The organism is Kribbella flavida DSM 17836 (assembly GCF_000024345.1).
Classification (GTDB): Bacteria; Actinomycetota; Actinomycetes; order Propionibacteriales; family Kribbellaceae; genus Kribbella; species Kribbella flavida.
Genome location: NC_013729.1, coordinates 4,326,935 through 4,338,803 on the forward strand (window position 1 = coordinate 4,326,935; position 11,869 = coordinate 4,338,803).

At 68.6% G+C, this 11,869-nt stretch carries 9 protein-coding genes; 5 read left to right on the forward strand and 4 right to left on the reverse strand.

Annotated elements, in window-relative coordinates:
- Positions 1-107: 107 nt before the first annotated feature.
- Positions 108-6,269 carry an RHS repeat domain-containing protein gene (locus KFLA_RS20085; RefSeq protein WP_012921647.1) on the forward strand — a complete coding sequence of 2,054 codons (6,162 nt, stop codon included), beginning with the start codon at positions 108-110 and terminating at the stop codon, positions 6,267-6,269.
- A gap of 55 nt (positions 6,270-6,324) precedes the next feature.
- Here KFLA_RS20085 and KFLA_RS20090 read toward each other — a convergent pair whose 3' ends face one another.
- Entirely contained in the window at positions 6,325-7,215 is an 891-nt protein-coding gene (locus KFLA_RS20090) for a winged helix-turn-helix domain-containing protein (protein ID WP_148256675.1), read from the reverse strand.
- 407 nt (positions 7,216-7,622) lie between these two features.
- On the opposite strand from KFLA_RS20090, the gene KFLA_RS20095 reads away from it, so the two are divergent.
- The 3 genes from KFLA_RS20095 to KFLA_RS20105 all read left to right on the forward strand — a co-directional run bounded on the left by KFLA_RS20095 (position 7,623) and on the right by KFLA_RS20105 (position 9,592).
- Entirely contained in the window at positions 7,623-8,117 is a 495-nt protein-coding gene (locus tag KFLA_RS20095; RefSeq protein WP_012921649.1) for a SigE family RNA polymerase sigma factor, read from the forward strand.
- A complete protein-coding gene (locus KFLA_RS20100; RefSeq protein WP_012921650.1) occupies positions 8,114-8,947 on the forward strand; it encodes a hypothetical protein in 834 nt (277 codons plus the stop codon). Before KFLA_RS20095 ends, KFLA_RS20100 begins: the two co-directional genes overlap by 4 nt.
- 78 nt (positions 8,948-9,025) lie before the next feature.
- A complete protein-coding gene (locus tag KFLA_RS20105) occupies positions 9,026-9,592 on the forward strand; it encodes a GNAT family N-acetyltransferase (RefSeq protein WP_012921651.1) in 567 nt (188 codons plus the stop codon).
- Here KFLA_RS20105 and KFLA_RS20110 read toward each other — a convergent pair.
- The gene (locus KFLA_RS20110; RefSeq protein ID WP_012921652.1) at positions 9,589-10,164 is read right to left on the reverse strand and encodes a CGNR zinc finger domain-containing protein; all 576 of its coding nucleotides are present in this window, start codon (positions 10,162-10,164) and stop codon (positions 9,589-9,591) included. The genes KFLA_RS20105 and KFLA_RS20110 overlap by 4 nt on opposite strands.
- Before the next feature lie 183 nt (positions 10,165-10,347).
- On the opposite strand from KFLA_RS20110, the gene KFLA_RS20115 reads away from it, so the two are divergent.
- Positions 10,348-10,971, forward strand: coding sequence for a LysE family translocator (locus tag KFLA_RS20115; protein ID WP_012921653.1), 624 nt, complete (start codon positions 10,348-10,350; stop codon positions 10,969-10,971).
- A 30-nt stretch (positions 10,972-11,001) separates the two neighbouring features.
- Here the strand turns inward: KFLA_RS20115 and KFLA_RS20120 are convergent, their stop codons facing one another.
- Together KFLA_RS20120 and KFLA_RS20125 are read right to left on the reverse strand one after the other, a co-directional pair.
- Positions 11,002-11,391: a tautomerase family protein gene (locus KFLA_RS20120; RefSeq protein WP_012921654.1), complete on the reverse strand. Its 390-nt coding sequence runs from the start codon at positions 11,389-11,391 to the stop codon at positions 11,002-11,004.
- A gap of 65 nt (positions 11,392-11,456) precedes the next feature.
- Positions 11,457-11,834 (reverse strand): hypothetical protein, encoded by a 378-nt coding sequence (locus KFLA_RS20125; RefSeq protein ID WP_012921655.1) that lies wholly within the window; start codon positions 11,832-11,834, stop codon positions 11,457-11,459.
- Positions 11,835-11,869: the final 35 nt, after the last annotated feature.

Consider the following 11,869-nt stretch of genomic DNA (forward strand, 5'->3'; position numbering starts at 1 on the left):
TTTGCAGCGTCGGTGGACGGTCTTTCAGATTTCCTGAAAATCGTTGTCCGGCCGGGGCGGCGGTCGCTTCACTCGGGGCGATTCCATCCCGTTCAGGAGGTAGATCCATGCGTCGTCGACGACGGCACGCGTTCCGCGCGGCCGTGGCCGGCCTGGTGGCGATCAGTCTGCTCGCGAGCACGCCCGGGCTGTCCGCCGCCACGCCACCACCCGAGACCCGCTCCACGAAGGACCCGAAGGCGGGCTGGAAAGCCCGCAAGGACCGGTCGATCCCGGTCCAGGGTGTCGACTCCAGGACCGGCGTACCGGACCGCGACGGCGAGCTGGCCGTGACCAGCGTCCCGGAGCCGGTCTGGCCGAGCGCGGGCAAGGCCGAGGCCGTCGTACCGGCGCCGGACGGCCGCGAGCAGCTTCGCGGTCGCGAGCAGGCGGCGGCCCGAGCCGGGGTGCTGCCGGTCCTCATCGGTCCCCCCACCTCTGCCCCGGCCGCCGCAGCCGCAAAGGCCGCTGCTCCCGGCAAGGTCGCCGTCGAGCTCGACGGCCGGGTCGGCAACGAGGTCCGGCTGCGGCTGCGACGTACCGATGGCGTGCGCGGCACCGGGCCGGTCTCGGTGCAGCTCGACTACAGCGGCTTCAAGCAGGCCTTCGGTGGCGACTGGAGCACGCGGCTCCAGCTGGCGACGCTGCCCGCCTGTGCGGCCAGGACCCCGGACGCGGCGGCCTGCCGCGCCGTCCCGGTGCCGACTCGCAACGACGGCAAGGGCAAGGTCTCGGCCGACGTACCGGTCGGCACGGAGTTCTCCACGCTCGCTCTCCAGGCCGCCGCCTCCGGACCGGCCGGCGACAGTACGGCGACGTCGCTGAGCCCGACCGCCACCTGGCAGGTCGGCGGCTCGTCCGGCGACTTCGCCTGGTCGTACCCGATGCAGGTCCCGCCGAGCCTCGGCGGGCCGAAGGCGGATCTCTCGCTCGGCTACTCCTCCGGCAGCGTCGACGGCCGCACCACGGCCGGCAACAGCCAGTCCTCGTGGGCCGGGGCCGGTTTCGAGTTCGCCCCCGGCGGTTCGATCGAGCGCAAGTACGCCTCCTGCGGCGCGAAGTCCGAGCAGACCGGCAACAACGGCACGACCCCGGTCGGCGACTACTGCTGGGCCACCGACAACGCCACGTTCTCGCTCAACGGCAGCGGCGGCGAGCTCGTGCTCGACGACACGACCAAAGCCTGGAAGTCCCGCACCGACGACGGGATGACGGTCGAGCGGCGGACCGGCGCGGACAACGGCGACCTCGGTCCGGCCGAGGGCGCCGGCGCCAAGGGCGAGTACTGGGTGCTGACCGACAAGGCCGGGACCAAGTTCTACTTCGGCCAGAACAAGTTGCCCGGAGCCACCACCGCCGCGCAGAACACCAACTCGGTCTGGACGCTGCCGGTGTTCGGCAACCACAAGGACGAGCCGTGCCACCAGGCGACGTTCGCCGCATCGCAGTGCCACCAGGCGTACCGCTGGAACCTGGACTACGTCGTCGATGCCTTCGGCAACACGATGAGCCTGTTCTACGACGTCGAGGAGAACCGGTACGCGCGCGCCGGCACCGCCAGCACGGTCAGCAAGTACACCCGGGCCGGCCACCTCAAGCGGATCGAGTACGGCCAGCGGGACGGCAAGGTCTTCGACAGCACCGCAAAGGTCGCGGCCGTCACCATCGACACCGCCGAGCGCTGCGTGAAGTCCGCCGGCTGTGTGGCGTCGGACTACCCGGACACGCCACTCGACCTGGAGTGCACCAGCGACACGAACTGCGCCAACAAGTTCTTTCCGTCGTTCTGGACCAAGAAGCGGCTGGCGAAGGTCACCACGCACGTCTGGCGGGGGGCGGCGTACGCGCCGGTCAGCTCCTGGACCTTCCGGCACAGCTTCCTCTCCCCGAACGACGAGGGTCGTTCACCGATGCTGTGGCTGGAGGGCGTCACGAACGCGGGCCTGGTCGGCGGCCAGACGACGTTGCCGGAGACTACCTTCAGCGCCGCGATGATGCCGAACCGCATCCTCGGTCCGGACTCGGTCGGTCAGCCGGCGCTGAACTGGCCGCGGATGAAGACGATCACCTACGGCACCGGCGGCCAGATCGTGGTCGGCTACAAGGACACCGAGTGCAGCCTGCCCGGCAACGTGCCGGCACCGGACCGGAACGACAAGCGCTGCCACCCGATCAAGTGGACGCCGCAGAACCAGGCCGAACGCGAGGACTGGTTCCACAAGTACGTCGTGGACTCCGTCGTCGAACGCGACCTCGTCGGCGGCACCACTGGCTCCGTCACCAAGGTCGAGTACCTCACCCCGCCCGCCTGGCGCCACGACGACGAGGACGGCCTGGTCGAGGTCGGCAAGAAGACCTGGTCGCAGTGGCGCGGCTACGAAAAGGTCAAGGTCATCACCGGCGACGGCGTGGACGGCCCGCAGCAGGTGAAGGTCAACACCTACTTCCGCGGCATGGACGGCGACAAACTCGCCACCGGCGGCACCAAGGACGTCCAGATCGCCGACTCCACCGGCGCGAAGGTCGACGACACCAACGCCCTGTCCGGCAAGCTCCGCGAGCAGGCAACGTACGACGGCGACGACCTGGTCGAGCGCTCCATCACGAGTCACTGGGTCTCCGACGCCCGCGCCACCCGCGTCAGGCCCTGGGCCACCACCACGTCCCACCAGGTCGAAGAGCAGGCCGTGGCCCAGGACGAAGCGGTCGGCACCGGCTGGCGCAAGAGCGCCTCGTCGAACACGTTCGACGCCGCGACCGGTCTCCTGAAGGCCAAGACCGACGAACGCGACAAGTCCAACCCCAACGACGACATCTGCACGCGCTTCGAGTACTTCGACAGTCCGATCCGCGGCATCACCGGTCTCCCCTCCCGACAGCAAACCGTCGACGTGGCCTGTGACAAGCCCTGGTCCAAGACCGATGTCATCTCGGACCAGAAGATCGGCTACGACCCGAACACCGGCGCGAAGCTGACCACGCAGCGGCTCGCCGGATTCGATGGCGCAGGCAACGAGCAGTACCAGACGGTCAGCACGTCGACGTACGACGCGTTCGGACGGGCGGAGCGCACGACCGATGCCAAGAACAACGCCACCAGCGTCGTGTACACCCCCAGCACCGGTGGACCGCTCACCGAGACCAGGACGATCCAGCCCGACGGCCAGACGAGCACGACCAAGGTCGATCCCGCCTGGGGCGAGGAGACCGAGGTCGTCGACCCGGCGGGCCGGCACTCGTCCACCAAGCGGGACGCGCTCGGCCGGGTCGTCGAGACCTGGCTGGCCGGTAACGACACCGGCATTCCGAACGAGAAGACCGACTACCACGACGGCCAGGACAAGTCCGGCCTGGTCACTGTCACCTCGCTGCGGGACAACCGCCAGACCGAGGTCAAGCGTGAGTTCAGCGACGGTCTGCTGCGCCGCCGTCAGACCCAGGTCGAGTCCGCGGACGGCTTCGGCCGCGTGATCACCGACTACATCTACGACTCCCAGGGCCGCGAGGTGAAGCAGAACGGCCCGTACTACAACGACGCGCCGCTCGGCTTCGAGATCGTCAAGCCCGCGAGCGAGAGCAGCCTGCCGGCGCAGAAGCTCACCACGTACGACACCCTCGGCCGGCCGGAGACCGAATCGCTCCAGTCCGAGGCCGAGCAACTCTGGAAGCGCGACCACGACCATGGGACGGGCGTGCAGACCACCGAGCCGCCGAACGGTGAGCAGGCGACCACCCGGATCACCGACATCCAGGGCCGGCTCGTCGAACTGCGCAAGTTCCACGGCAGCAAGGCGACCGGTGCGTACGACACCACGAGGTACACGTACCACCCGGACGGCCAGTTGGCTTCGTTGACCGATCCGGCCGGAAACGCCTGGCGGTACGAGTACGACCAGCGTGGACGCAAGGTCGAGGACGACGACCCGGACAAGGGCGTCACGAGGTACACCTACAACGACCTGGACCAGCTGGAAACGGTGACGGACGCTCGAGGCGTCGTCCAATCCTTCAGCTACGACAAGGTCGGCCGGCGCACGGCACACCATGTCGACGGCAAGCTGCTCAGCGAGTGGAAGTACGACAGCATCAAGCCCGGATCGCTCACCAGCACCACGCGGTACGTGGGCGGACACCCGTACACCCTGCAGTACACGGGGTACGACGGTGCCGGACGGCCCACCGGTGAGCAGATCGTCATCCCCGCGAGTGAAGGGAAGCTGGCCGACACGTACACCATCGACAAGACCTACACGCCCGACGGGCAGGTCAAGACGGCGACGTTGCCGGCTGTCGGTGGCTTGCCCCAAGAGACGCTGACCTACGACTACGACAAGAGCCGGCCGATCGCCCTGAGCGGTGCGGATCCGTATGTCACCGAGGTCGCCTACTCGCCATACGGTGAGACCACCCGCATCAAGATGCAGCGGGGCGACAACTGGGCCGAGCAACTGTACGACTTCGAGGTGGGCAGTCACCAACTGCGCAGTGCCGCCTTCGTCACGCCGAACGGTCTGGAGTCGAACGTCGAGTACTCGTACGACCCGGCCGGCAACATCACCAAGGTGACGGACTCACCGACCACGGTGGACTCGGTCGACACCCAGTGCTTCAGCTACGACCACTACCGACGGATGACCGGCGCCTGGACTCCGGCCACCGGCGACTGCGCCGCAGCTCCGACCAAGGCCGGGCTGGGTGGCCCTGCGCCGTACTGGCACAGCTGGACCTTCGACGTTACCGGCAACCGGACGTCCGAGAAGAAGGTCACTCCCACCGCCGAAACCCTCAGCACCTACCAGTACCCGGCGGCGGGCCGGGCCCAACCGCACGCGGTGCAGAAGGTCACGACCGGTGCGAAGGTGGACGCGTACGCGTACGACGAGAGCGGCAACCTGACGAGCCGGACGCGGAACGGGACCACCGAGACGCTGTCCTGGACCGGCGACGGCAATCTGGACACGATCGCCGGCGGTGGCAAGAAGTCGGTCAACGTGTACGACGCCGACGGCAACCGCATGCTGCGCAAGGACAGTACGGGCACGACGCTGTTCCTCGGTGACACCGAGCTGGTGCTGAAGCCCGACGGCTCGCTGCTCGGGACCAGGTACTACTCGCTGGGCGACCAGAAGGTGGCAGTCCGGGTAGGGGCGACCAAGCTCACCTGGGTGAGCAGCGACCACCACGGCACGATGAACGTCCAGGTCGACGCCGACAGCCTCGCGATCCAGCGCCGCCGGACCACGCCGTACGGCGAGAACCGCGGCGCCACTCCGGCCGGCTGGCCCGGGCAGCGCGGTTTCGTCGGCGGCGTGGAGGACCACCAGAGCGGCTTGGTCCACCTGGGCGCCCGGGAGTACGACCCCGGACTGGGCAGGTTCATCTCTGTGGATCCGGTGATCGATCACGAGGATCCGCAGCAGCTGAACGCCTACGCCTACGCCAACAACAGTCCGGTCAGCTTCAGCGACCCGGACGGCCAGCGGTACGTCACCGAGACGGTGACGATGCTGCGCACGATCATCAAGGTGACCTACAAACGCATCATCGAGGAGAAACGGGTGCTCGAACGCACCCGGGTCTTCGTCCGGGCACTCACCGTCGTGTCCGTCATGATGCGGCTCCTGGGATTCCACGCTGTGGCCGCCGTCATCGGCTACTGGGCCTGGCGGGAGACCTGGAAGATGATCAAGATCCACAAGACGATCCGTGAGCTGGTCAAGGTGCAGGAACGGGTCACCAAGAAGCTGAAACGCTGGGTCGACGAGCCCGAGGCCCGGCAACTCGACCAGATGATGAAACACGTCAACAACCTGCTCAAGGCCGCCACCCTGCAAGCCGCGGCAGCCCACCGCGCATGGGCCGAAGCCCATCAACGCGCCAACCGCCAGCAACGCCCCGGCGGCGGCAGCAGCCCCGGAGCCGCCGAGCCCGCTCCACCGAATGACGGTCACGTGCAAATGCGCGAGCTGACCGCGATGGACGAGTTCTGGATGAAGAACCTTTTCAAGGGATCGGCGTCCTTCTTCGTCGGATGGGGATGCGCTGTCGCCACCGCCGGCCTTGGCGGTCCAGGCTGTGCACGGGCAACCTGGAAGGGGACCGGCAAGATCGCCGACCCGCTCTGGAACTGGTACGCCGACGGCGGCGGCAAGAGGTGGCGCCAGCGGGTGGCCGACTCGCACGCCAAGGGAGAGTCCTGTCACTACGCCATGGGTGCCGGGAACTGTTGAGCCGGAGCTGAGTCCGCAGTCCCGGCCCTGCGGGGCCGGGACTGCGGGCAACTGGTCAGGTGAGCAGGTTGAGAACGGCTTCGCCCCGGGAGGTGCGATGGACTTGGACCGACTGGCCCGTACGGCGGCGTTCGAGCAAGCCTGCTTCGGCGAGTTGGGTGCAGTGGTAGGTGGCCTGGCTCGGACTGAGGGCGGCCAGGCGGGCCAGGTGGCCCATGGTCATCGGGGCGGTGAGGCCGCGGAGCAAAGTTGCGCGGATCGGGCCGAGGACGAGGGTGAGGACGTCGCCGGGGGGCGGGGCCGGGGTGTTCTGGTGAACACCGGGGACGGGATAGCCGATCCAGGCCTGGGTGGGGTCGTCGAGGTTGAAGATGGAGGCTCGGGTGCCGGCGACCAGCGGGACGAGCAGAAGCGGGCGGTCGGCGAGGTGCGACTGGTACGGGTGGGAGTCGGGGAGGTGAAGGACGCCGTTGCCGGTGTAGGTGGTGCGTCGGGCGAGGGCGCTGAGGGCGACGTCGAGAGAGCCGGTGACGCTGGCGCGGCCGATGCGTTCGATTTCGCGTTCGCGCAACTGGGTGCTGGCGGCCCAGATCGGGCGGTAGACGCGCCAGGCGGCGGTCAGGACGGTGGCGTAGTTGGCCAGCCAGCGGGCGGGGTTGCGGAGGGCGCTGTTCCAGCTGGCCGGTGGGCTGTCGGGCAGGATCTCGGCGATGCTGTCGACGAGCTCGAACGGGCGGAGGCCGGCGATGCGCTGCAACTGCTCGTCGATCGGCCCGGCGCTCATCGGCGTCAGGCAGTCCGGCAGCAGACCGTGCTCGAACTGCGCGGCGACCGCGGCGACCGCCTGACCGGGAAGGGCCCGGCGCAGTGCCGTCATCCAGGCCCTCGGCACCCCTTGGCGGGGGCCGCCGACGGCGTCCACGAGGATCGCGGTCAAGCTCGTCACCGGCGGCGACACCACCCTGACCCGCAGCGAATCCAGGTCACCCAGCACGAGCTGCGTCCTCCCATCGACCGCCGGCACCCCACGCACAGCCGGTCCACCGGCAGCGGGGGGACCGCTCGGTCCGCAGTCGGGTAGCTTCGCCAGCTCTGCCATACGACGTCGTCCTTCCGGGCCGCACAGCCGCGACCTCGGTCGCGGCGACCCCCGGCGGGAGCCCGCCTCAGTACAGCCGTGGGCGCTCGCAGTCCGGTATCACTTCCCTCGCACGGGCCGGCCGACGTCGGGCGGTCGGGTGTGATCGGGTTGCCGGTGTCGCGGCAGGTCGGCGCAAAACTCTCACCCGGCCGATGCAACCAACTTCGGCCTCGCGGGCGTGTCTAACCCGGAAAACAAGGATGGGAGAACAGATGAGTGACCGGGACGCCGCGTTCGAGGCCTATTTCGCGGCGCGGTGCGACGCCATGCGCGGCACGGCGTACCTGCTCTGTGGCGACTGGCATCGCGCGGAGGACCTGGTGCAGCAGACGTTCACGACGATCTACCTGGCCTGGCGCCGGATCCAGCGGCACGAGGCGATGGACAACTACACCAGGCAGACACTCGTCCGTACGTTCCTGTCCGAGCGGCGCCGGGGGTGGTTCCGGCACGAGTCAGTGGGATCCGCGCCGACCGATCGCGCCGTGCGGCCGGTCGACCTTGCCGACGAACGGCTCGTGCTGCTGGAGGCACTCGTGAAGGTGCCGCCGAGGCAACGCGCCGTACTGGTGCTGCGGTACTGGGAGGACCAGTCCGTCGAACAGACGGCCGTGCTGCTCGACTGCTCCACCGGAAATGTGAAGAGCCAGGCGGCCCGCGGGCTGGCGACGCTGCGCGGTCTGCTGGAAGAGGAGAGGGTTCGGTGAACGAAGAAGAGCTGAACGAGGCGTTGCGCGACGTGATCGTGCGTAGCAGCCCACCGCCGTCGATGGATCCTGCCCGCGCTCTCGGCCACGCCCGCCGCGCGCGCAGGCGGCGCAGGATGGCGTGGGCCGGGGTCACCGTCGTCACGCTGGCGGTCGGCGTCGGGGTCGCTCCCGCCGTCGCGAATCATCTCGGCGACCAGGGGGTGGCGAGCGGCACCAGCACGACTCAGACCCTGTCCAGCGCGGCGCCGACGACCCGGAAGTCCAACGACCCTTGGCCGGAGGGCCAGGTGGACCGTACGGCGACCGCGGGTCCTCGCGCGGTGCGGTCGGTGACGCTGATGCACGACCTGAGTTCGGCGGTACCGCCGAGCTTCAGCACGCCGGACCTGAAGTATCCGGACGGCCGCCCGATGAGATGGCCGCAGAGCCAGTACGCGTCCAGCGACGGGGAGCAGGACTACTGGGAGTACATGGCCGTCGTCCCGGTGCAGAAGGACAACCGGGTCGGTCAGTTGCTGGTGCAGTCGACCACGCCCAGTGGCAAGCCGGCGATGGACCCTTGCACATTCGCGCTGAAGTTCTGGGGCGGGACCGGCGGCTGCACCATGGTGGACGTCGACGGCAAGAAGGTCGGCGTGGTGACCGCCAAGGAGGGCGGCAGCTACGACCAGTGGGCCGCGTACCGGCACGACGACGGGACGGTCGTGTACCTCGCGCAGGCCGAGAAGAGCGACCACCCGGGGCGCTTGCCGCTGAATCAGCCGGTGTTCACCACCCGCCAACTGGCCGAGTTGGTGACGTCAAAGGAGTTCAAGATCAGCACCTGATGAGAACGCCGGCGTCCTTCGAGCACCACTCCGGGCGGGAGCGAGGGCGCCGGTTCTCGTTTGCCATAGGGTCGCAGCATGCCTGAGCTGATCGAGCCGACCGTCGAACTGCGCACGTCCTGGCTGGAGTCGGCCGCCGAGTGGGGCGGCAAGTACCAGGAGGGCACGGGGATGCACGAGGCCGGGGACGACCTGGCCACGGTCGAAGGGTTCAGAACCTGGGTGGAGCGGCTGCGGGAACTGGGTGACGACTCGCGTGAGCTCGACCGCCCGCACGCGACGTGCCGGTGGATCGTGGAGGACGGCAACTACCTTGGCGCGGTCACGCTGCTGCACACGCTGACGGACAAACTGCTCGACGGCGGCGGCCACATCGGGTACAGCGTCCGGCCGTCGGCGCGCGGACGTGGGCTGGCGACCTGGGCACTCGGGCAGATCCTCGAGGTCGCCCGCGAGCGCGAGATGGACCGAGTGCTCATCACTTGCGACGAGGACAACCTGGCGTCGGCGAAGGCGATCGAGCGCAACGGAGGCGTCCTGGAGAACATCCGGGAGACCTGGCTGGGCCCGACCCGTCGGTACTGGATCACTCTCGGTACTTCCCGAGGCGGGTCGCGCTCGCCGGCCGTCCATCCGCAGGACTAGTCGGCGCTCTCGCGCTGGAAAGACCGGCTGGCTTTGAAGCGTGCCTTTTTCTGGCGGTTCCCGCACGTGTTCATGTCACACCATTTGCGGGTGCGACTCTGGCTCGTGTCGACGAAGACCGCCTGGCACGTGGGTGATGCGCACAAGGCCAACCGCCCGTCTCGCTCACCGGCGATCATGCTGATCGCGTCAGCGGCGATCACGCTCAGGGCGTCCTCCACGCGGGATGCCGGGCCGAGCCGCCATTGCCGCTCCCCCTCGGGCGTCAGGTATGCCGCCGCTCGCCCCTGAGCACTGCAGTCGTTGAGGACGCGGACAGCAGCCGCAGGCAGCGTGTCCCCGAGGGCGGCCGCTGTCGCGGCGACGTGCACCGATTCCCTCAGTTCCCGAGCGAGCTCGAGCTGCGCGGTGCTGCAGGAATCCACCGCGAGGCCGTTCGCTTCCAGCCAATCGATCAGTCGGTGCGGCGTGGGGATGCGCTCGACCGGAGTGCCCTGACGCTCCGACAGAGTCCCCGTGAAGGCGGTCGCCAGCACGTTGCCGGGGCGGAAGTCAGGGAACTCGGCCTGCATGGAACCACCTTAGCTGGTTGCCCGCCGGGTGCGGCACGTGCTAGAACCGTCTTAGCCGGTTCACTCCAGGCCGCGATCAGCTCCCCGAGGACCAGGACCACGCATGCGCCCAACCGGACCATCGCACTGCGACGCAGGTCCCGCCTCGCGCTCGGGAGCAGGCGCGGCGGGAGGTGCGTGACGATGCTCGACGTCGGGGTTCTGCCGGGTTTCGTGGCGGTCATCCTGCTCTTTCTCGTGCCACCCGGGCCGGATATGGCGTACCTCGTTGCCGTCGGGCTGGTCGGTGGCCGCGGAGCCGCCCTGAAAGCAATCTCCGGCATCGGCACCGGCATGAGCGTCTACGCCGCCGCGGTCGTTGTCGGTGTGGCCGAAATTGCCCGCACGCACCCTCGGCTGCTCGATGCGGTGAAACTGTTCGGCGCCGCCTACCTGTTGTGGCTGGCGTCCGTAACCCTTCGCAACGCACACACCTCGGCCGACGGCTCCAGTGACATCTCGAGTGGGCGCCCGTACCTCCGAGGCGTGATGGTCAGCCTGACCAACCCGAAGGTGATCCTGTTCTTTCTGGCGGTTCTTCCGCAGTTCCTGGGCGATACACAGAACGCCGGGCTGCAACTGGCGATGCTGGGCGCCGTCACCGTACTGGTCGAAGTTCTGCTCTACGGAACCATCGGCGTGCTGGCCGGAGCGTTCCAGGCGCGTTTCCGGCGCTCGGGAAAGGCCGGCGCCGGGTTGAACTACCTCGCGGGCATCGTCTACCTCGTGCTGGCGGGCGCGATCCTGACGGAGCTGATCTTGAAGTGAACCCCGGGCGGCCGGTCAACCGCCGGGGGGTCACGGCCGTTCGACGTACTGCGCTTCGCCGTGACCGAGGGACCAGTCGGCCGAGCTGTTCTCGGTGAGCGTGACGAACACGTTCCGCGGAGCGGTCCCGGCGTACTGCTCGGCCAGCTCGGCGATCCTGCGGTAGAGCGCCTGCTTCTGCTCGGTACTGCGTCCCGCCCGCAGCATGATCGCGACGTACACGATCCCGTCGTCGCGCTCGATACCGAGGTAGCCGCCGTACCGCAGGTCGCTGCTGGTGCCGTCGTGCCCGGTCAGCACCTGGAACAGGTCGTCGTCCGGGATCCCGATCGTTTCCACCAGGGCGTCGTGGACAGCCCGCCCCAAAGCATCCAGCCGCTGCGGATCCGCCCGCAGGGCATCGATACGAACAAACGGCACGGACACTCCTTCGTCAATGCTGGACCAGCACCGACATACTAGTAGGTACAGGGTCCAGGAGCAGCTCACTTTCGCCAGAACAGGTGGTGCGTCACCCCGCTCGGGCTGGGCACCAGCACGAACACCGGCGTCCGGAACGGGGGCTCGTCACCCCACCAGCCGCGCCACTCGTCGTCGTGCCACGGCCCGCGCTGCGGCCCGAACTTGTGGCGCCCCATGATCTCGGCGCCGATGTTGCGGGCGTAGTCCCGGGTGAGGTAGTCGTCGATCCCCCGGCTGCCGCCGGGATCGGTGCGCATCGGCCAGCTCGCTGTGGCGCCGGCCCAGCCGAACAGCTCCGCGGCAGCGGGGTGCCCGAACGGGCTCTCGAGGCTCTGGTCCTCGCCGGCACCGATTCCATCACTCGAGACGTTGAAGTTCTGGACTCGCAGTAACTGGGCCACGCGTTCCTCCTGTGCTGATGACGAAGATGTCACCT